The following is a 20,243-nucleotide window of genomic DNA, read 5'->3' as shown; positions in this document are numbered from 1 at the left end:
CGGCGGCATGCTGGTGGTAGTAATAGATGCCCTCGTGCTCCATCAGCCGCGACACGAACTGGAAGTCGCTCTCGTCGTACTGCACGCAGTAGTCCCAGGTGCGGTAGCCGCGCGTGAGCTTCTGCTCCATCGGGAAGCCATACGTGCCCAGCACCTCCTCGATGATCTGGGGCACGGTCTTGTTCTGGAAGATCTTGAAATCGCTCTTGCGCGAGGCGAGCCACAGCCAGGGCTGCAGGCGCAGGCGGTAGGCGTAGAAGCGGTGGTCCTGGCCCTGCATGCCGAAGCGGGTGACGATGCCGTCGATGTACCGCTTGCCGCCGTCCTGGGTCTCGATGACCACCGTGGCGTTCTTGCCCAGCAGGGCCTTGGGGTCGATGTCCTTGTCCTCGCTCTGGAGCTCGATGTCCAGCGAGAAGAGCTGGCTGATGTCCTCCCGGCCGCGCAATCGCCGGAACTGGAGCTGCTCGCCCAGAGGGGTCTGGATGGTGACGCGGCGTGACATGGTCTGCAGAACCTCCCCTGGACCTGTTTGTTGGAGTCGAGAAGGGCGGGATGATAGGCAGTTATGCCGGAAATCGGCATCCATCCCGCTTCGGAACTTTGTGTCTGAATGTGAGGGGCGCGCCCGGTGGCCGTGGCGCCGCCGGGGAGCCCTCCACGGGCATCCGCTATCCTAGGAGCCCTGTCAACCACCGCACGTCCTGCACCCCAAGACCGTGTCCGATCCCCACCCCGCGCGCCCGTCCGACCGAGAGGACAAGCGCACGTTCCTGCAGCGGCTCATCGAATTCATCCATCCCGGGCCCGATTCCAAGGACGAGCTCATCGCCACCCTGGCCGAGGCCGAGGACAACGACGTCATCAACGCCGATGCCCGCGTGATGCTCGAACGCGTGCTGCGCATGGCCGAGATGACGGCCAGCGACGTGATGGTGCCGGCCCCGCGCATCGATCTGATCGACATCGATTCGCCGTTCGAGCCGCTGCTCCACCAGGTGATCGACACGGCGCACTCGCGCTTCCCCGTCTACCAGGGCGAGCGCGAGAACATCATCGGCATCCTCATGGCCAAGGATCTGCTCAAGCTGCAGCGGGCGCCCGGGCTGAACATCCGCGCGCTGCTGCGCCCGGTGGTCTACGTGCCCGAGAGCAAGGGCCTGAACGACCTGCTGCGCGAGTTCCGCGCCAACCGCATCCACATGGCGGTGGTGATCGACGAGTTCGGCCGCATGGCCGGGCTGGTCACCATCGAGGACGTGCTGGAGCAGATCGTGGGCGAGATCGAGGACGAGTTCGACATCCCCGAGGACGAGGGCGACATCTTCGCCCTGGCCGACCGCACCTACCGCGTGAGCGGCGACACGCCCGTGGAGCGCGTGGCCGAGGCCTTCGGCATCGCCGCCATCGAGGGCAGCGACCGGGACGAGCAGTTCGAGACCATCGGCGGCCTGATCGCCCACGAGCTGGGCCACGCGCCGCGCCGGGGCGAGGCGCTGGAGCTGGCCGGCCTGCGCTTCGTGGTGCTGCACACCAAGGGCGGGGCGGTGCGCTGGTTCAAGGTCGCGCCCGTGCCGCCCGAGGCGGGCGCCGGCGCGGACGCGGGCTGAGCATGCCCGCGCCGTTCCCATCCGGCGGGCGCGCTGCCGCGGCGCCCGCGGCGGTCCTGTGGCCGGCCGCGCTGATCGCCGGCCTGGCCCAGGCGGCCTCCATCGCCTGGCCCTGGGGCGGGGAGCCGCTGTGGTGGCTGCAGCTCGCGTCGCTGGCGGCCTTCGCGCGCGTGCTGCTCGGCGCGCGCAGCGTGCGGCAGGCGGCCGGCCTGGGCGCCGCCTTCGCCACGGCGTGGCTCGCCGGCACCTTCTGGTGGCTGTTCATCTCCATGCACACCTATGGCGGGCTGGCCGCGCCGCTGGCCGTGCTGGCCGTGCTGGCGCTGGCGGCCTTCCTGGGCAGCTATTACGCGGCCGCGGCGGCGGTTTTCAAGGCTTTCGGCCCCCATGTCGGCGAGAAACGGACATGGGCTGCTATGCTTTTTGGAGCACTCTGGCTGCTGGCGGAACTGGCGCGCGGCGTCTGGTGGACGGGCTTCCCCTGGGGCGCGGGCGGCTACGCGCATGTGGAAGGCCCGCTGGCCGTGCTGGCGCGCTGGGTGGGGGTGTACGGCATCGGCGCGGTGGCGGCGGTGGCGGCGATGCTCGCGGCCCAGATGCGCGCGTCCGATCTGCGCCGTCCCGGGTGCTGGGCCCTGGCCGCCGTGGCGGCCGCCGCGTGGGCGGGCCTGGCCGCGCACCGCCACTGCGCGGTGGAGCTGTGCCACACCCCGATGCGCGCGCCCGCGAAGCTGTCCGTGGCGCTGCTGCAGGGCAATATCCCGCAGGACGAGAAGTTCCAGCCCGGCAGCGGCGTCCCCCTGGCCCTGCAGTGGTACGGCGACGCGCTGCGCGGCACCCGGGCATCGCTGGTGGTGGCGCCGGAGACGGCCATCCCGCTGCTGCCCCAGCAGCTCGTGCCGGGCTACCTGGAATCCATCGACCGGCGCTACACCGCCAGCACCGGCGCGGACGCCCGCGCCGCGCTGCTGGGCATCCCGCTGGGCGACCCGGAGCAGGGCTACACCAACTCGGTCGTCGGCTTCGCGCCCGGGCAGGCGGAGCGCTACCGCTACGACAAGCACCACCTCGTGCCCTTCGGCGAGTTCGTGCCGCCGTTCTTCCGCTGGTTCACCGAGCTGATGAACATCCCCCTGGGCGACTTCAACCGGGGCGCGGTGGGCCAGGCGCCTTTCGCGTGGGCGGGCCAGCGCATCGCGCCCAACATCTGCTACGAGGATCTGTTCGGCGAGGAGCTGGCGGCGCGCTTCGCCGACCCCTCGGCCGCGCCCACCCTCTTCGTGAACATGAGCAACATCGCGTGGTTCGGCGACTCGGTGGCCATCGACCAGCACCTGTCCATCAGCCGCATGCGCGCGCTGGAGTTCGAGCGGCCCATGGCGCGGGCCACCAACACCGGCGCCACGGCGCTGATCGACCACCGCGGCGTGGTCGTGCGGCGCCTGCCGACGCAGCAGCGCGGCATCCTGGAGGGCGAAGTGGAAGGCCGCGACGGCCCGCCCACGCCGTTCGCGTGGTGGGCGGCCCGCGCGGGGCTGTGGCCGCTGTGGCTGCTGGGGGTGGCCGGGGCCGTGGCCGCGATCGTGGCGGCCGGGCGGCGCCCGCGCTGACGGGCCGCGTCAGGCGGTGGCCGTGCCCACCGCGTCCGCGTGGTGCGGCCCCGCCAGCACGCCGTGCAGCAGCCCCGGCAGCAGGCCCAGCATGCGCGCCGCGTGCCGGTCGGGCGGGCGGTGCTCGGCATGGTAGGCATAGAGCGGGATGGGGGCCAGGTCGCGCAGCGGCACGGCCACCACGGCGGCCGGGTCCAGGTTGCCGGCGGTAAGAAAGTCCACCACCGTCCAGCCCAGGCCGCGCCGCACCAGTTCCACCGCGAGCTGCGAGGTCTGCACCTGGATGCCGAGCTCGGTGTGCACGCCCAGGCTGCGGGCCAGCTCGGTCATGGGCGCGCGCATGGGATCGTCGCCCAGCAGCTGGATCATGGGCGTGTTGGCCAGGAACGAGATCGGGTCGTTGCGGCTCACGCGCACGGCGCGCTGCCAGATGTCGCGGCCCACCGCGATCGACAGCGGCCCGCTCACCAGCATGCCGCTGACCACCTGCGGGTGCGGGTGCGGGTAGAAGCCCAGCGCGAAATCCACCGTGCGCGTCGTGAGCGCCTGCGCCATCTGGTCGGGGTGCAGCGTGCGCACCTCCACCTTCACGCGCGGCGATTCGCGCGCGTGCAGTTCCAGCACGATGGGCAGGAAGGTGTGCGTGACCGAGGGGACCGCGCCCAGCCGCACCTGCCCGCCCTCGGGCTGGCGCAGGTTGAGGGCGGTGCGGCGCAGTTCGTCGAGCTGGCGGTGGATCTGGCCCGAGGCCGCGAACAGCGCCTGGGCCTCGGGCGTGGGCACGAGCGCGCCGCGCACGCGGCTGAAGAGCGGGTAGCCGAGCTGCAGTTCGGCGTGGGCGATGGTTTTGCTGACGGCTGAGGGCGTGATGCTGACCAGTCGGGCGGCGGCGCTCATGTTGCCCGTCTGCATGACGGCCTGGAAGACTTCGAGTTGCCGGAGATTCATGGCATGGGAGAGGCGGATCGGAAAGGGTGTGAATTTCACTCACACCTCGCGGTGGATTATTCCGCACCGCAGGGCCCGCGCTTTCCTACCATACGGCACCCCCGCAACGGGGTGTAACAATTAATCTAGGAGATAAGCAAGTCATGTTCTCGCAACAGAGTTTCAAGCGCCTGCTGGCCGGCGCCGCCTTCGCTGCCTGGGGCCTCGTGGCCGGCGCGCAGACCGCACAGCCTCCCGCCAAGCCGAATGTCGTGGTGCTGGCCACCGGCGGCACCATCGCCGGCGCGGGCGCCACCGCGGCCAACAGCGCGTCCTACGCAGCGGCCAAGGTGCCGGTGGACAAGCTGCTGGCCGGGCTGCCCGAGCTGGCCAACGTGGCCTCGGTGAAGGGCGAGCAGGTCTTCCAGATCGCCTCCGAGAGCTTCACCAATGACCACCTGGTGCAACTGGGCAAGCGCGTCTCCGCGCTCTCCAAGCAGTCCGACGTGGACGGCATCGTCGTCACCCACGGCACCGACACGCTGGAAGAGACCGCCTACTTCCTGAACCTGGTCGTGCACACCAGCAAGCCCATCGTGGTGGTGGGCTCCATGCGCCCCGGCACGGCCCTCTCGGCCGACGGCGCGCTGAACCTGCTGGAGGCCGTCACGGTGGCCGCCAGCAAGGACGCCGTGGGCAAGGGCGTGCTCGTGACCATGAGCGACGAGATCCAGAGCGGCCGCGACGTGATCAAGGGCGTGAACATCAAGACCCAGGCGTTCCGCAGCCAGTGGGGCCCGCTGGGCATGGTCGTGGAAGGCCAGACCTACTGGTTCCGCGCCCCCGTCAAGCGCCACACGATGCAGTCGGAGTTCAACATCGACGAGATCACCGCCCTGGCGCCCGTGGACATCGTCTACGGCTACGGCAACGTGCCCCGCTCGATCTCCGATGCCGTGGGCAATTCGGGCGTGAAGGCCCTGATCCACGCCGGCACGGGCAATGGCTCGGTGGCCGACCGCATCGTGCCCTCCCTGCAGGAGCTGCGCGGCAAGGGCGTGCAGATCGTGCGCTCCTCGCGCGTGGCCGACGGCTTCGTGCTGCGCAACGCCGAGCAGCCCGACGACAAGTACGACTGGGTGGTGGCGCACGACCTGAACCCCCAGAAGGCCCGCATCCTGGCGGCCGTGGCCCTGACCAAGCCGCAGACCAGCAAGGAACTGCAGCGCATCTTCTGGCAGTACTGATCGGTTGCGGCCATGGCCGCGGGTGGGGGGCTTCCATGGCCGCCTTCCCGGGGCCGGGCGCTGCTTCCACCCCCACCAGGCCGCTTCATGCGGCCTTTTTTTCTGCATCGCATGAATCGGCCACGGTGCGCCGGCGCGTGGTTTGTCGCGTCCGCAAGGGGCCCGGACGCTCCGCAGACTGGATAATACGTGTTTGCGACCGCCGGTCCGCCGGCTCGCTCGCACACGAAACGCGGCGCCCGCGCCCATCTGGAGCACGACTGACAATGGCTGAATCCTTTTCCTATGAACAACTGATCGCCTCGGGTGAAGGCAGGCTGTTCACCCCTGACAGCGGGCGACTGCCGCTGCCGCCCATGCTGATGTTCGACCGCATCACGCACATCGACGCCGACGGTGGCGCGCACGGGCTGGGAAAGATTCGCGCCGAACTCGACGTGCGCCCCGACCTCTGGTTCTTCGACTGCCACTTCCAGGGCGATCCCGTCATGCCCGGCTGCCTGGGCCTGGACGCCATGTGGCAGCTCATCGGCTTCTACCTCACCTGGCTGCAACTGCCCGGCCGGGGCCGCGCCCTGGGTGCGGGCGAGGTCAAGTTCACGGGCGAGGTGGGCCCGGGCGTGAAGCTCGTCACCTACGAAATCGACATCAAGCGCGTCATCAAGCGCAAGCTGGTCATGGCCATCGGCGATGCCCGCCTGCTGGCCGACGGCCAGGAGATCTACGCGGCCTCCGACCTGCGCGTGGGCCTGTTCAAGCGCGAGGATGCGGCCGGCGCGGCGGCTCCGGCGCAGGAGGGAGCGGGGGCATGAGCATGAAAAAGCGTGTCGTCATCACCGGCGCGGGCATCGTCTCGTGCATCGGCAACGACCTCGCCACCGTGGAGGCCGCGCTGCGCGAGAGCCGTCCGGGCATCCGCGCCATGCCGCGATTCGCCGAGCTGGGCATGCGCAGCCAGGTGGCAGGCGTGCCCGAGATCGACCTGGAGGCGCGCATCGACCGCAAGCAACTGCGCTTCATGGGCGACGCGGCGGCCTATGCCCACCTCGCCCTGGCCGACGCCATCGCCCAGGCCGGGCTCACGCCAAGCCAGGTCTCGCACCCACGCACCGGCCTCATCATGGGCTCGGGCGGCGGCTCGCCCGAGAACCAGATCGAATCCGCCGACATCCTGCGCTCCAAGGGCATTCGCCGCGTGGGGCCGTACCAGGTCACGCGCTGCATGAGCTCGACCGTGTCGGCCTGCCTCTCGACCAACTACGGCATCAAGGGCATCAACTACTCCATCACCTCGGCCTGCAGCACCTCGGCGCACTGCATCGGCGCGGCCGCGCAGCAGATCGCCTGGGGCATGCAGGACGTGATGTTCGCGGGTGGCGGCGAAGAGGTCACCTGGGGCATGGGCCTGCTGTTCGACGCCATGGGCGCCATGTCCAGCAAGTACAACGACACGCCCGAGCAGGCCTCGCGCGCCTACGACGCGAACCGCGACGGCTTCGTGCTCTCGGGCGGCGGCGGCGCCGTGGTGCTGGAGAGCCTGGAGCATGCGCAGGCGCGCGGCGCCACCATCCTCGGCGAGGTGGTCGGCTTTGGCGCCACCTCCGACGGCGCCGACATGGTCGCGCCCTCGGGCGACGGCGCCATCGCCTGCATGCGCCAGGCGATCGAGGGCCTGGACGGGCCCATCGACTACATCAACACCCACGGCACCTCTACCCCCGTGGGCGACGTGCCCGAGCTGCGCGCCATCCGCGAGGTGTTCGGCGACGCCGTGCCGCCGTTCTCCTCCACCAAATCGCTCACCGGCCACTCGCTGGGCGCGACCGGCGTGCAGGAGGCGATCTACTGCCTGATCATGCTCCAGAAGGGCTTCATCGCCGGCTCGGCCAACGTCGAGGCGCCCGACCCCGCCGTGGAGGGCATGCCCCTCGTGACCGCCACGCGCGAAGCCCCGCTGCGCACGGCGCTGTCCAACAGCTTCGGCTTCGGCGGCACCAACGCCTGCCTGGTACTGCGCCGCTGGGAAGGCTGACGCGGCTCCGCCATCGAAGCGGTCGCGGTGTTTTCGCCGGTTTCCTGCTTCGATGGCCCGCCCGCCTGGGGCTGCGCCCGCCCCGGTGCGGCGGCGGGCGGGCACCGGCTCAATAGTTCTCGTTGACATCGCGGAACGGCCCGAACTTCGCCCGGCGGTAGGCCTCGGGCTGCCCGGGGAAGTGTTCCGGGATCGCGAAGCCCTGCGGGCGCAGCGCGGGGTCCGGGTAGAGGCGCTGGCGGTTCGGGTTCTGCAGGCGGGGCGTTGCGTCGTCGTTCAGGAAGGCCGCGATGTCGAGTGCCTGCTCCGGCGTGAGCTGGGGCCGGTCGTGCGTGGCGCCCAGGGGCATCGAGGCGCGGATGTAGCGCGCGAGCAGCGGCACCGCGAACATGTGGCCCGCGTTGTCGTAGGTGTCGCTGCCCGCGATCGGCGGGAACAGGTATCCGCCCCCGGCGTCGAAATCGGGGCGGCGCTGGCCGGCGGCGTCCGTGCCGTGGCAGCTGCTGCACAGCGCGGCGTAGAGCTTCGCGCCGCGCCGCGGGTCGGCCGCCCGCCGGGTGGGCGGCAGGGGCATCAGGCCCGTGCGCTCCATGGCCGAGTGGGGCGGCGTGCCCTGCGCCAGCCAGCGCAGATAGGCGACGATGGATTTCACCTCGGGCGACTCCGGCGTGACCGGCACGCTGCCGGGGCCGAACATGCCGATCACGCGCTGCTCCAGCGAGATGATCTTGCCGGACTTGATGTCGAACTTCGGGTAGTCGTTGACGGCGTTCACCAGCGGCAGCGCGTAGGGCTTGGTGCCGGGCAGGCCGGACGGGCCCGCCTGGTGGCAGTGCACGCAGTTCAGGCTGTTCCAGCCCATGCGCTTCGATGCGTCGGGCGCGAGCTTGCCGACGCGGGGCGAGGTGTTGCGCAGCAGATTGATGCCCTCGCGGACCGCATCGCCCTCGGGGCCTGCCGGGATGCGCGCCGCGTCGGGCTCGCGCCAGGGCTGGGGCGGGCGCGCCGCATAGCGCTCCAGCATGGCGCGCGCCTGCGGGGTGGGCAGGGTGTCGCCGACCTGGTGCGGCGCGATGTCGAAGGCCTGCGCGGAGCCGGCGAAGGCCCAGAGGCCGAGGAAAAGTGAAAGCGCTTCCACCCGTTTCATGCGTGTCGTGGTCCTGTTTTTTTCGAGAAAGGCTGGGCCCCGCATGGCGCCCTCGGGGCGGGCTTCCATGCCGGAGCGTGGATTCTGCACTGCGGAATGTCGGGTGGGCGGTGCCGACGCGCAAATACCACGGTGCGCCATCGGCCCTGTCGGCCGGGCCGGGAGGGCCGCGCCGCCACGGGCTGCCAGGGGCCGTGGCCCGCGCCCGTAGAATCTGCGGTCCCGCGCTTGAGCGCGGCCCATTCTCTTGACCGCGTCCGGGCCCCTGGCCCGCGGAGCCCCGGGCGCCAGGACACACACACGCATGTTGACCTTCCAGCAAATCATCCTGAAGCTGCAGTCGTACTGGGACGCCCAGGGCTGCGCGCTCCTGCAGCCCTACGACATGGAAGTGGGCGCGGGCACCTCGCACACCGCCACCTTCCTGCGCGCGCTGGGCCCGGAGCCGTGGAAGGCCGCCTACGTGCAGCCCAGCCGCCGCCCCAAGGACGGCCGCTACGGCGAGAACCCCAACCGCCTGCAGCACTACTACCAGTACCAGGTGGTGCTCAAGCCCGCGCCGGCCAACATCCTGGAGCTGTACCTCGGCAGCCTGGAAGCGCTGGGCTTCGACCTGAAGAAGAACGACATCCGCTTCGTCGAGGACGACTGGGAGAACCCCACGCTCGGCGCCTGGGGCCTGGGGTGGGAGGTCTGGCTCAACGGCATGGAGGTGACGCAGTTCACGTATTTCCAGCAGGTGGGCGGCATCGACTGCAAGCCCGCCACGGGCGAGATCACCTACGGCCTGGAGCGCCTCGCGATGTACCTGCAGGGCGTGGACAACGTCTACAACCTCGCCTGGACCGACACGCTGAAGTACGGTGACGTCTACCACCAGAACGAGGTGGAGCAGTCCACCTACAACTTCGAGCACTCGGACGCCGACTTCCTCTTCACCGCCTTCGCGGCGCACGAGAAGCAGGCCAAATACCTCATGGAGCAGCAGCTCGCGCTGCCGGCCTACGAGCAGGTGCTCAAGGCCGCGCACAGCTTCAACCTGCTGGACGCGCGCGGCGCCATCAGCGTGACCGAGCGCGCCGCCTACATCGGCCGCATCCGCAACCTCGCGCGGGCCGTGGCCCGCAGCTACCTCGACAGCCGCGCGCGCCTGGGCTTTCCCATGGCGCCCAAGGCCTGGGCCGACGAAGTGCTGGCCGACATCGCCAAGGCCGAGCAGCAACAGCAGCAGAAGAAGGAAGCCGCCTGAGCCCGCACGGCGCCGCCGCGGACCGAGAGACACACCACCATGACCCATCCGAATCTTCTCGTTGAACTGTTCGTCGAAGAGCTGCCCCCGAAGGCCCTGCAAAAGCTCGGCGACGCCTTCGCCGGCGTGCTGCTGGCGCAGCTGCAGGCCCTGGGCCTCGCCTCCGCCGCCTCGCGCGTGACGGCCTATGCCTCGCCCCGGCGCCTGGCCGCCCACATCACCGAGGTCGCGCCGCGGGCCGCCGACAAGGCCGTCTCGCAAAAGCTCATGCCCGTGACCGTGGGCCTGGACGCGGGCGGCAACGCCACGCCCGCGCTGCTCAAGAAGCTCGCCGCGCTGGGCGCCGATGCCTCCGCCGTGCCCGGCCTGCGCCGCGCGGCCGACGGCAAGGCCGAGGCGCTGTTCCACGACAGCACCGTGCGCGGCGCCACGCTGGCCGAGGGGCTGCAGAAGGCGCTGCAGGAATCGGTGGCCAAACTGCCGATCCCCAAGGTCATGCGCTACCAGCTCGAATCGGGCTGCGAGCAGCCGGGCTGGACCAGCGTGAGCTTCGTGCGCCCCGCGCACGGCCTCGTGGCGCTGCACGGCACCGAGGTGCTGCTGTCCGTTTCGGTGCTGGGCCTCACGGCGGGCAATGCCACGCACGGCCACCGCTTCGAGGCGGCCGTGGACCCGGTGGTGATCCGCAGCGCCGACAGCTATGCGCAGCAACTGGCCGAGGAGGGCGCCGTGATCGCCGGCTTCGCCGAGCGCCGCGCCGAGATCGTGCGCCAGTTGCAGGCGGCCGCGGAGCGCGTGGGCGGCGGCGTGCGGCCCATCGAAGACGATGCGCTGCTCGACGAAGTGACGGCCCTGGTCGAGCGGCCCAACGTGCTGGTGTGCGAGTTCGAGAAGCAGTTCCTCGATGTGCCGCAGGAGTGCCTCATCCTCACGATGAAGGCCAACCAGAAATACTTCCCGCTGCTCGATGCCGAGGGCCGGCTCACGCACCGCTTCCTGGTGGTGAGCAACATCCGCCCCGCCGACGCGAGCGCCGTCACCGGCGGCAACGAGCGCGTGGTGCGCCCGCGCCTGGCCGACGCCAAGTTCTTCTTCGACCAGGACCGCAAGAAGCCGCTCGAATCGCGCGTGGCCTCGCTGGCCAAGGTGGTCTACCACAACCAGCTCGGCACGCAGGGCGAGCGCGTGGAGCGCGTGCGGGCCATCGCCCGCGCCATCGCGCAGCAGATCGGCGACGTGGAACTGGCCCGCCAGGCCGACCAGGCCGCGCAGCTCGCCAAGGCCGACCTCGTGACCGACATGGTGGGCGAGTTCCCCGAACTGCAGGGCACCATGGGCCGCTACTACGCCCAGGCCGACGGCCTGCTGGCTGCCGTGGCCGATGCCATCGAGGACCACTACAAGCCGCGCTTCGCGGGCGACACGCTGCCGCGCGGCGACGTGGGCGTGGTCGTGGCCCTGGCCGACAAGCTCGAAACCCTGGTGGGCATGTTCGGCATCGGCAACCTGCCCACGGGCGACCGCGACCCGTTCGCGCTGCGCCGCCACGCGCTCGGCGTGATCCGCATGCTGGTCGAGAAGGAGCTGCCCCTCGACCTGGAAACCCTGCTGCACAGCGCCCTCCCGGCCTTCGGCGACAAGGTCCAGGACGCGACCGCGGCGCTGGCCGACTTCATCTACGACCGCCTCGCCGGCAGCCTGCGCGAGCAGGGCTACAGCGCCCAGGAGGTCGATGCCGTGCTGGCCCTGCGCCCGCAGCGCCTCGCCCTCGTCGAGAAGCAGCTCGCGGCCGTGCGCGCCTTCGCCGCGCTGCCCGAGGCACCCGCGCTCGCGGCGGCCAACAAGCGCGTCACCAACATCCTCAAGAAGGCCGGCGACGTGGATGCCCACGTCAACCCCGACCTGCTGCGCGAGCAGGCCGAGAAGGACCTGTACGCGGCCCTGCAGCGCTTCGCGCCCGAGGCCGACGCGCTCTTCGCGGCCGGCGACTACACGGGCAGCCTGCAGACGCTGGCCGTGCTGCGCGCGCCCGTGGATGCCTTCTTCGACGACGTGATGGTCAACGCCGAGGAACTGGACCTGCGCCTCAACCGCCAGGGCCTGCTGCAGAGCCTGCACGGGGCGATGAACCGCGTGGCCGATCTCTCGCGCCTGGCCGTGGGCTGAGCGCGTGTGAGCCCGCCCGCCCTGCCTGCGCACGGCGCCCCGGAGGGCGCCACCCGCACCGCGTGGTGGCTGTTCGCGCCGCCCGCCGCCGTGGTGGGCCTGCGCTGGCTGCTGCAGTGGCATGACGACCGCTGGCCCGGCCCCGCGGCCTGGGCGTTGGCGCCGTTCGCCGGCACGCGCGATCTGGGTCCGGGGCTGCTGGCCGCGCTCGGCGCCGGTGCCGCCGGCCTCGCGGTGGTGGGCGTGCTGCTGCGCCGGGTCGCCCGCCACCGGGGCCGCGGGCCTGCGCGGCGCGTGGCGGCCGGGCTGTGGGGGCTGGCCTGCGCGGCCGGCGCGTTGGCGATGGCCGCGCGCCACTGGGACGCGCGCTGGCTCCAGCCGCTGCCCGAGACCCGCGTGGCCGTGGCCGGCAGCCGCGCGCAGCCCCCGAGCCTGCGCGGGCCGGGCGGCACGCAGGTCGTGCTGCGCTGGGAGGCTGGCCCGGGCGGCGGCGATGTGCCGGTGCTGCGGCAGGCGACGCTGCCTGCCGAGGCCGCCGCCGCGTGGCGCCCCGGGCAGGCGCTGCGCCTGCAGTGGGCGCGGGGGCGCTTCGGCGGCCTCTACGCCACGGGCTGGGATGCATTGCCGCCGGGCGGCGTTCCGGCGCCCGCGCCGCATCTTCCATAATCGCGCGCATGAAACTCGCCATCCTCGACCGCGACGGCACGCTCAACGCTCCCGGCGAGGGCTTCATCTCCACGCCCGACGAATGGGTGCCCGTGCCCGGCGCGCTGGAAGCCGTCGCGCGGCTCAACCATGCCGGCTGGCACGTGGCCGTGGCCACCAACCAGCCGGGCCTGGGCCGGGGCCTGTTCGACGTGCTCGCGCTCAACGCCGTGCACGCGCGCATGCACCGCCTGCTGGCGGCGGTGGGCGGGCGCATCGACGCGGTCTTCTACTGCCCCCACGCGCCCGACGAGGGCTGCGCCTGCCGCAAGCCCGCGCCCGGCCTGCTGGAGCAGATCCGCGACCGCTATGGCATGGAGGGCGGGGACATCCTCGTGGCGGGCAACTGCCCCGAGCACCTGCAGGCCGGCGCCGCCATCGGCGCCCGGCTGCATGCCGTGGGCCCGGCGGTGTCCGCCCAGGCCCCGGGCGCCTGGCCGCCCGGCGTGCACCTGCATGCCAGCCTGGCGGACTTCGCCGACCACGTGCTGGCCAAGGACGGCGATCCACCGCCGGCCGGAAGCTGACGCCGCCCGGCGTTTGCTATTTATTTTGTAGCTACATGTCGAACGAATACGGCGACATGGCGGCCCAAAGACCCTGAAATCCCCTTTTTCCCGATCCGCATGGCCCTGCTCCGCTCCATCGCCCACCTGCTCTGGATGGCCCTCACCGTGGTGCCCTACACGCTCGCCATCCTCGTGGCCCGCGTCCTGGGCGCCCCCACCCTCGCGCGCTACCGCATCGCCCGCGCCTGGCTCAAGCTCAGCACCGACGCCGCGCGCGTCATCATGGGCATCCGCACGCGCATCACCGGCATGGAGCACCTGCCCACGGACGCGGGCCAGGGCGTGGTGCTGCTGGTCAAGCACCAGTCCACCTACGAGACCTTCCTGATGCCGGCGATCATGCCGCGCCCGCTGGCCTACGTGTTCAAGAAGGAGCTGCTGCACATCCCGTTCTTCGGCTGGTCCATCGGCAGCCTGGACATGATCCACATCGACCGCAGCCAGCGCGCGCGCGCCTTCGTGAAGGTGCTGCAGCAGGGCCGCGCGCTGCTGGCCAAGGGCACCTGGGTCATCATGTTCCCCGAGGGCACGCGCGTGGAGCGCGGCGAGAAGGGCGAGTACAAGAGCGGCGGCACGCGGCTGGCCATCGAGGCCGGCGTGCCCGTGGTGCCCGTCGCCGTCACGTCGGCCCGCGTCTGGCCGCGCAAGGCCTTCGTCAAGCGGCCCGGCACCGTCGATGTCTCCATCGGTCGGCCGATTCCCAGCACCGGCCGCAAGCCCGACGAGCTGATGAGGGAGGTCGAGGCCTGGATCGAGGGCGAGATGCGCCGCCTGGACCCCGAGGCCTACGGCCCCCCCGGCACGGAGCGGTGATGCAGCGGCTGGTGCAGCTCGCGCTGGACTTCTTCGGCGGAGCGGCCGACCGCCCCGCGCCGGCCAACGCTCCAGCCGATTCGGAGCGGAATCGCCCGCATGTCGGCGATTTTTCTGCAAAGCATGCTCCTGATTTGATAGTAAAGACGCCGCCCGGCCCGGCGGCCCCGGCCGGGCCGCCGGGCCGCGGGCTGGCGCCGGTGCAATTCCGGCACCCCCGCGCCAACCGCGAACTGCGGCTGGGCGACGCGCTTGTCGCCTATGCGCTGCAGCGCTCGCGGCGCCGCACCATCGGCTTCACCGTGGGGCCCGACGGGCTCGCGGTGCGCGCGCCCGGCTGGGTGTCGCTCGCGGCGGTGGACGACGCCGTGCGCGAGAAATCCGCCTGGATCCTGCGCAAGCTCGGCGAGGCGCAGGAGCGCCAGCGCCGCCAGGACGATGCCCGCATCGCCTGGGGCGACGGCGCCGTGCTGCCCTACCTGGGCGAGCCGCTCACCGTGGTGCTCGACCCCACGCACGGCTTTCGCGGCCAGGGCGGGGCGCTGGCGCCCGCGCCGGAGGGCGGGCACCGGCTGCACGTCGGCCTGCCCCGCGCGGCCGAGCCCGCCCAGGTGCGCGATGCCGTGCAGGCCTGGCTCATGCGCGACGCGCGCCGCCACTTCATCGCGCGGCTGGACCACTTCGCGCCGCTGCTGGGCGTGCAGTGGCGCAGCCTGCGCCTGTCCAGCGCCCACACGCGCTGGGGCAGCGCGCGCAGCGACGGCTCCATCCGCCTCAACTGGCGCCTGCTGCACTACCGGCCGGCCATCATCGACTACGTGGTGGCCCACGAACTCTCGCACCTGCGCCACATGGACCACAGCCCGCGCTTCTGGGACACGGTGGCCACCGTGGTGCCCGACTACGCCGCGCTGCGCGACCGCCTGCGCGACGAGCCCGCGCCGAGGTGGTGAGGGCAGGGGAGGCCCCGCCGGCTGCCGGGGCCGGGCCGTGCAGGCCGGGGAAACACTTCGTTGCTCCGCGGCGCCGCGCTGGCACAGAATGCGGCCCATGACTGCTGCTCCCTCAACCTCTTCTTCTTCTTCCCCCTCCGCCGCCCTTCCCGCCGAGGGTTATGCCGGCGACGTCCCGCCCCAGCTCGCCTGGGAGTGGGTGCAGGGCGGCCGCGCCGTGCTCGTGGACGTGCGCACCGATGCCGAGCGCGACTGGGTCGGCTTCGTGCCCGGCGCCGTGGCCATTCCGTGGAAGGTCTATCCCGGCATGGCCCCGAACCCCGGCTTCGACGAGGCCCTGCGCGCCGCCGTGCCCGAAGGCGGACAGGTCGTGCTGCTGTGCCGCAGCGGCGTGCGCTCGGTGGCCGCCGCACGGCGCGCGACCGAGCTGGGCATCACGGCCTACAACATCCTCGAAGGCTTCGAGGGCGATGCGGATGCCGAGGGGCACCGCAACCGCATCGGGGGCTGGCGGCTGCGCGGGCTGCCCTGGCGGCAGGGGTGAGCTGACGCTTCAGGGCCGGGATAGGCGGCCCGGGGCCGCGCACGCTGGCGCGATGCCCGATGGCGCGTGCCAGCCTTGCCAGAACAGCGCATCCTGTTCCTCGGCGGAGAGGAGAGGCTTTTTGATGAAGACCAGCCGCACCGTCACCCTGCGGTTCCTTTCATGGCATTCCCTCAGGTTGTCGGTGCGGCCTTCATGGGGGCATTGCGCGGCCGAGAGTTCACGCCCGCCTTCGCCGGACACATCGAGCTGGTAGGCCCCTTGGAGCTGGGTGCCGCGCAGCGGCTTTCCGGCCAGCCAGTCCGCCACGCACTCGGCGCGGCGCTGGGAGAGCGACTGGTTGCCGGCATCGGACAGCGGCATCGGGTCCGAGTGGCCGGTGACGATCACCTTGTCCAGCCGCCAGTGCGGCCGAGGGCTTTCACCCGCCGTCAGGGGCGCTGGGAACATGTCCTTCAGCACATGCTCGATTTCATCGGCGAGCGGCTGCGTGCCGTTGACGGGGGCGGTCGAGTTCGAGCGGAAATAGACGGAGTGACCGATGTCGTGGCACCGGGCCTGCGCGTTGCGCACGATCTTCACCTCGTCGCTGTTGACCTCGATGGCGGTGCTGTGGTCCGTGTCTTTCGTATCCTCCGGCGCCACTCCAATCCGCAGCAGCGACCGCGTGCCCATGCCGTGCCATAGCGCATCCACCGGGGCCACGAGGGCCGCGCCATCGGGTTCCGCGCAGAAGCTGAGCGGGACGCCTGCGTTGCGTGCCTGAGTGCGTACGAGTGCGAGCGCATCGCCTTTGAGGCGCATGGTCTGCTGCTCGGCGCGCAGCCCCAGGCTGCGGAAGATGCCCGAGCTGAGTTTGCCCTGGATCTGGAAATCCACGTAGAGCGCGGTCCCGTAGATCGCCAGAAGGAACAGCAGGGAGAAATAGATGCGTGATTCCAGCGCATAGGCGCTCTGGATGCTGGGCGGTTCGGTCGGCTCGCTGGTGGCGGGTCGGGGTTGATCGTCTTCGGGACGCACCTGTCTTTCAAGGGGCTGGCGATCGGGAGATGCACATGTCGCGGGCCGATGGCGTGATTGGAGGAAGATCGCCACAAGCAGCGCCATGAGCGCCATGAGTGCCAAGAACGTGGTGATGGCGAGGCAGGTGGCAGGCCGTCGCTCGAACGGCCATTCCATCATCGCGACCACCCCCATCAGTACCGCTGCCAGTATCACAAGCCCTATGGCAAACGAGTTCAGAAGGTCCTTCTTTTCGATATTGGCATCCAGTCGCCGGAGGCTGGGGGCAGCCATCCAGCTCGAAATGACCATCCACGCTGGAAGGCCGGCAATCCAGGGAAGAACGAGGATGTGGCCTGCGTACTGCGGGAACAGTACCGTGATCCAGGGGAGAAGGCACAGCTCGATGACTCCGTAGCAGCAACCCAGGAAGATCCATTCGAATCCCTCCCGACTGCTTGCTGCCGTCCCGTTTTTCCACGCACGCCAGGCAATGAAACCGCCCAGCACCGCGGCAGTTGCCGCATGCCCGTTGATGAGGAGGTCGGCTGCGGCGTTGGAGGGCGACGGCAATCCGTCGTACAGAGTCCACAAGGCCAGGATCGAAGAAATCTTGATGAGCGGGAGGGCGACGATCCAGAACCCCAAATGGACTTGCCGGGTTTCCGTCGCGGGATTCTTTTTCGCGGCATCCATGAGCGTCATGAGGGGCACGAAAGCGGCGCATCCCAGCACGAGCAGCAGGAAGGTCAGCAGCCCGAATCCCAGCGCCACGAACACGAACAGCAGGTTGTCCCCCACCGACAGCCCCGAGGGGAAGAACTTGATGACCACGAAGCAGTACAGGAATGTGGCCAGCACGCCGTAGCCTGCGGCAATGAGCGGGATGGCCGTCTTCGCGGTGTCGATGTAGCCCGTCAGCCTTTTCGAGTGGCTCTCCAGCGCCTGCCGCCGCTCCTTCTCGGCGCTGGCCTTGCGCAGCGCCGTCTCGGCCAACTGGTTGGCGATCCGGGCCTCGCGAAGCCTGCCGATGGCCTCGGACTGCGGCGCGGCGGATGGCGTGGTTTCGCCAGGCGCGGCGCGCAACCATGCCCTGATGCGCTGAAACATGCATTCCTCCCTCTCGTATGGTTTTTTCGTGCCGTCCACGTGCGAACGGCCGGGCAGGAATGTAGCCGGGCGATCTTGCGGCGCCTGCAAGCCATTCGTGCAGCCAAGAAAAAAGGGGCCCATGAAAGGCCCCTCGATCCTGGCGCGTGCCGCCCTCAGAGCGGCGGAATCCGCAGCTTCTGCCCCGGATAGATCTTGTCCGGGTGCGTCAGCATGGGCTGGTTGGCCTCGAAGATGCGGGGGTACTTGTTGGCGTCGCCGTAGTACTTCTTCGCGATGGCCGAGAGCGTGTCGCCGCGCACCACGTCGTGGTACTGCGCCTCGGGCTCGGGGGCTTCCACGGACATCTGGTTGTCCACGCTGGTCACGCCCGCCACGTTGCCGCAGCACAGCGTGATCTTTTCCTTGGCCGCCTGCGACGGTGCCTCGCCCTGCACGGTCACCTTGCCCTCCGGGCCCGCGAACGCGACGCGCACGTCGCGCGCGCCGAGGTTCTGCGAGGCGATGTAGGTCTCGATCGCCTTGGCCGCGGCGGCGTTGAGTTCCTCCTGGCTTGGCGCCGTGGCGGCCGGCGCGGCGTGCGCTTCCTTGCCGCCGAACAGCTTCTCGCCCGCTTCCTTGACGAAGCTGAAAAATCCCATGGCATTGCTCCTTTTTCGATGGATGCCGGTCGGGCAGGGGGCCGGCCGGGCGGCCCACTGTAGCCCTCGCGGGCGTGCCGCTCCTGTCGGACGGCGGCCCGAACCGGGGCCCGCAGGCGCTTGTCCCGCGCGCGTCGGCCCGGGCCGGGCGGGGCGGTAAAACTCGTGATAATGCGCCGCATGACTTTTCTGGCCATCGACGTCGGCAACACGCGCCTCAAGTGGGCCCTGTACGACGCTCCCCAGCCAGGCGCCGCCGTCCTGGCGCATGGCGCCGAATTCCTCGATCACATCGAACGCCTGGCCGACAGCGCCTGGGCCGGTCTGCCCGCGCCCACGCGCATGCTGGGCTGCGTGGTGGCGGGCGATGCCGTGCGCCGCCGCGTCATGGAGCAGATGGAGTGGTGGGACGTGCCCGCGCACTGGGTCGTGCCCTCGGCGCAGGAGGCCGGACTCGTCAACGGCTACGACCATCCCACGCGCCTGGGCTCCGACCGCTGGGTGGCCATGATCGGGGCGCGCCATCGCCTGCTGCGGCAGGGGCCCGCGCGGCCGCTGGTGGTGGTGATGGTCGGCACGGCGGTGACCGTGGAGGCCATCGACGCGCAGGGCCGATTCCTGGGCGGCCTCATCCTGCCGGGGCACGGCATCATGCTGCGCGCGCTGGAGTCCGGCACCGCGGGCCTGCACGTGCCCACGGGCGAGGTGAAGCTCTTTCCCACCAACACCAGCGACGCGCTCACGAGCGGCGGCACCTACGCCATCGCGGGCGCCGTGGAGCGCATGGTGCAGCACGTGATCCAGCACTGCGGCGAGGAGCCCGCGTGCATGATGACCGGCGGCGCGGGCTGGAAGATGGCGCCCAGCATGACGCGGCCCTTCGACCTCATCGAGAACCTGATCTTCGAGGGCCTGCTGGCCATCGCGGCCGAGCGTTTCGCCGAGACCGAGGTCCACGCGCCGTCCCGGTGGTGACCGCGCCGCGGCGGCCCGGCCGCCTCGGATCAATGCCTTTTATCGCGTGGATCGCCATCGGTATGGGCTGAGAAGGTGTGCAAGAACCCGCCATGGCCGATCGGCCCACGCCGGATGCATTCACACCTTCTGAGCCCCGGCCGTGCTCAGCCGTCGGCCAGTTCGAGCCGCGCCAGCTCCACCGCCAGCCGCTCGCAGGCATCGGCCGCATCGGCGTTGGCGGCGTCTTCATAGAGCCGCGTGGCATCGGGCTCGCGGTCGGCGCCATCCAGCATCACCAGCGCGTTGGCGTATTCGATGCGCCCGATCACCGAGTGCGGGTCGAGCGCGAAGGCCTCGTCGAACAGGCGCAGGCTCTCCTGCTTTCGCGCGCCGTGGGTGATGCTGCCCACCATCTCGCCCACCTTGTCGATCACCTCGGCATGGAACACCGCGAGCGCCAGCCGCGCATCGGCATGCCGGTCGCTGAGGTCGATCGCCCGGCCCAGCGCGCCGCGCACCTCGCGGGGCAGCCCCTGCGCGAGCGCCTTGGCCACGCTGATGCCCTGGCTGTAGCGCCCGAGCGCGTAGGCATGCCAGAACCAGGCATTCGCATTGCCGGGCTCCGCGGCGGCCTGGGCGCGGGACCGCTGCGATGCCTGGCTCAGCAGCGCGAGCCGCGTGGTCTCGCTGGGCTCCAGGTAGGTGGCGTACACGACGGCGGCCTTGTTGGCGACGGTGACCCCCGCGCCGCCGGCGGCGAGGCCTGCCCGCATCGCGGCATGGAACTCCCCGCCGTGGAAGAGCGCCCAGGCCTTCAGCACGGCCGGGTCCTTGGGGCAGGGCTCCGCGTCTCCCCGGTGCAGGCGTTCCCATTGGCGGCGCACGTCGTCCGGGGTGAACGGATATTCGTCGGTGTGGGGAAAGGGGGACCAGGGTTCCATGGGGTTCTCCTGCGGGGTGC

General features: G+C 70.8%; 19 protein-coding genes. 13 read left to right on the top strand and 6 right to left on the bottom strand.

Translation table 11 applies throughout. The annotated features are described in order from the left end of the window. The coding region (locus AX018_RS11880) for a type VI secretion system Vgr family protein (protein ID WP_146749295.1) at positions 1-505 on the bottom strand (505 nt) is incomplete at its 3' end. 214 nt (positions 506-719) lie between these two features. On the opposite strand from AX018_RS11880, the gene AX018_RS11875 reads away from it, so the two are divergent. Together AX018_RS11875 and lnt are read left to right on the top strand one after the other, a co-directional pair. Then, positions 720-1,610: a CorC family transporter gene (locus tag AX018_RS11875; RefSeq protein WP_111877491.1), complete on the top strand. Its 891-nt coding sequence runs from the start codon at positions 720-722 to the stop codon at positions 1,608-1,610. A 2-nt stretch (positions 1,611-1,612) separates the two neighbouring features. Next, entirely contained in the window at positions 1,613-3,220 is a 1,608-nt protein-coding gene (lnt, locus tag AX018_RS11870) for an apolipoprotein N-acyltransferase (RefSeq protein ID WP_111877490.1), read from the top strand. A 9-nt stretch (positions 3,221-3,229) separates the two neighbouring features. Here lnt and AX018_RS11865 read toward each other — a convergent pair whose 3' ends face one another. Then, positions 3,230-4,168 carry a LysR family transcriptional regulator gene (locus AX018_RS11865; protein ID WP_111877489.1) on the bottom strand — a complete coding sequence of 313 codons (939 nt, stop codon included), beginning with the start codon at positions 4,166-4,168 and terminating at the stop codon, positions 3,230-3,232. Positions 4,169-4,311: 143 nt separating this feature from the next. Here AX018_RS11865 and AX018_RS11860 point away from each other — a divergent pair, with 143 nt between their 5' ends. From AX018_RS11860 to fabB, 3 genes are all read left to right on the top strand, one after another. Beyond that, positions 4,312-5,394 (top strand): type II asparaginase, encoded by a 1,083-nt coding sequence (locus AX018_RS11860; RefSeq protein ID WP_111877488.1) that lies wholly within the window; start codon positions 4,312-4,314, stop codon positions 5,392-5,394. A 266-nt stretch (positions 5,395-5,660) separates the two neighbouring features. After that, the gene (gene fabA, locus AX018_RS11855) at positions 5,661-6,206 is read left to right on the top strand and encodes a 3-hydroxyacyl-[acyl-carrier-protein] dehydratase FabA (protein ID WP_111877487.1); all 546 of its coding nucleotides are present in this window, start codon (positions 5,661-5,663) and stop codon (positions 6,204-6,206) included. Further along, the gene (gene fabB, locus AX018_RS11850) at positions 6,203-7,426 is read left to right on the top strand and encodes a beta-ketoacyl-ACP synthase I (RefSeq protein WP_111877486.1); all 1,224 of its coding nucleotides are present in this window, start codon (positions 6,203-6,205) and stop codon (positions 7,424-7,426) included. The genes fabA and fabB overlap by 4 nt, the downstream gene beginning before the upstream one ends. 109 nt (positions 7,427-7,535) lie before the next feature. On the opposite strand, the gene AX018_RS11845 is transcribed toward fabB, so the two are convergent. Further along, entirely contained in the window at positions 7,536-8,573 is a 1,038-nt protein-coding gene (locus AX018_RS11845) for a c-type cytochrome (protein ID WP_111877485.1), read from the bottom strand. Positions 8,574-8,877: 304 nt separating this feature from the next. On the opposite strand from AX018_RS11845, the gene glyQ reads away from it, so the two are divergent. From glyQ to AX018_RS11810, 7 genes are all read left to right on the top strand, one after another. Then, on the top strand, positions 8,878-9,822 hold the full coding sequence (gene glyQ / locus AX018_RS11840; RefSeq protein ID WP_111877484.1) for a glycine--tRNA ligase subunit alpha: 945 nt from the start codon (positions 8,878-8,880) through the stop codon (positions 9,820-9,822). A 39-nt stretch (positions 9,823-9,861) separates the two neighbouring features. Next, positions 9,862-11,988, top strand: a complete 2,127-nt coding sequence (gene glyS, locus AX018_RS11835; RefSeq protein WP_111877483.1) for a glycine--tRNA ligase subunit beta — start codon at positions 9,862-9,864, stop codon at positions 11,986-11,988. Positions 11,989-11,994: 6 nt separating this feature from the next. Beyond that, positions 11,995-12,654 carry a hypothetical protein gene (locus tag AX018_RS11830; protein ID WP_245951528.1) on the top strand — a complete coding sequence of 220 codons (660 nt, stop codon included), beginning with the start codon at positions 11,995-11,997 and terminating at the stop codon, positions 12,652-12,654. A gap of 8 nt (positions 12,655-12,662) precedes the next feature. Continuing rightward, positions 12,663-13,220, top strand: a complete 558-nt coding sequence (gmhB, locus tag AX018_RS11825; RefSeq protein WP_111877482.1) for a D-glycero-beta-D-manno-heptose 1,7-bisphosphate 7-phosphatase — start codon at positions 12,663-12,665, stop codon at positions 13,218-13,220. Between the two features lie 99 nt (positions 13,221-13,319). Then, positions 13,320-14,075 carry a lysophospholipid acyltransferase family protein gene (locus AX018_RS11820; protein WP_111877481.1) on the top strand — a complete coding sequence of 252 codons (756 nt, stop codon included), beginning with the start codon at positions 13,320-13,322 and terminating at the stop codon, positions 14,073-14,075. Next, a complete protein-coding gene (locus tag AX018_RS11815) occupies positions 14,075-15,028 on the top strand; it encodes a M48 family metallopeptidase (protein WP_111877496.1) in 954 nt (317 codons plus the stop codon). The genes AX018_RS11820 and AX018_RS11815 overlap by 1 nt, the downstream gene beginning before the upstream one ends. Before the next feature lie 97 nt (positions 15,029-15,125). Then, complete coding sequence (locus AX018_RS11810; protein WP_111877495.1) at positions 15,126-15,572, top strand: rhodanese-like domain-containing protein; 447 nt, start codon at positions 15,126-15,128, stop codon at positions 15,570-15,572. Positions 15,573-15,581: 9 nt separating this feature from the next. On the opposite strand, the gene AX018_RS11805 is transcribed toward AX018_RS11810, so the two are convergent. Together AX018_RS11805 and lysM are read right to left on the bottom strand one after the other, a co-directional pair. Then, the gene (locus AX018_RS11805) at positions 15,582-17,684 is read right to left on the bottom strand and encodes an OmpA family protein (protein WP_146749294.1); all 2,103 of its coding nucleotides are present in this window, start codon (positions 17,682-17,684) and stop codon (positions 15,582-15,584) included. A 155-nt stretch (positions 17,685-17,839) separates the two neighbouring features. Beyond that, positions 17,840-18,325: a peptidoglycan-binding protein LysM gene (gene lysM, locus AX018_RS11800; protein ID WP_111877479.1), complete on the bottom strand. Its 486-nt coding sequence runs from the start codon at positions 18,323-18,325 to the stop codon at positions 17,840-17,842. Between the two features lie 180 nt (positions 18,326-18,505). Here lysM and AX018_RS11795 point away from each other — a divergent pair, with 180 nt between their 5' ends. Beyond that, positions 18,506-19,300 (top strand): type III pantothenate kinase, encoded by a 795-nt coding sequence (locus AX018_RS11795; protein ID WP_111877478.1) that lies wholly within the window; start codon positions 18,506-18,508, stop codon positions 19,298-19,300. A 146-nt stretch (positions 19,301-19,446) separates the two neighbouring features. Here AX018_RS11795 and AX018_RS11790 read toward each other — a convergent pair whose 3' ends face one another. Then, positions 19,447-20,223, bottom strand: a complete 777-nt coding sequence (locus AX018_RS11790) for a tetratricopeptide repeat protein (RefSeq protein ID WP_111877477.1) — start codon at positions 20,221-20,223, stop codon at positions 19,447-19,449. Positions 20,224-20,243: the final 20 nt, after the last annotated feature.

The sequence above is a fragment of the Paracidovorax anthurii genome, from assembly GCF_003269065.1.
GTDB classification, from domain to species: Bacteria; Pseudomonadota; Gammaproteobacteria; order Burkholderiales; family Burkholderiaceae_C; genus Paracidovorax; species Paracidovorax anthurii.
The sequence above is the reverse complement of the archived record's forward strand: the minus strand, read 5'-3'. Positions and strand labels throughout refer to the sequence as shown.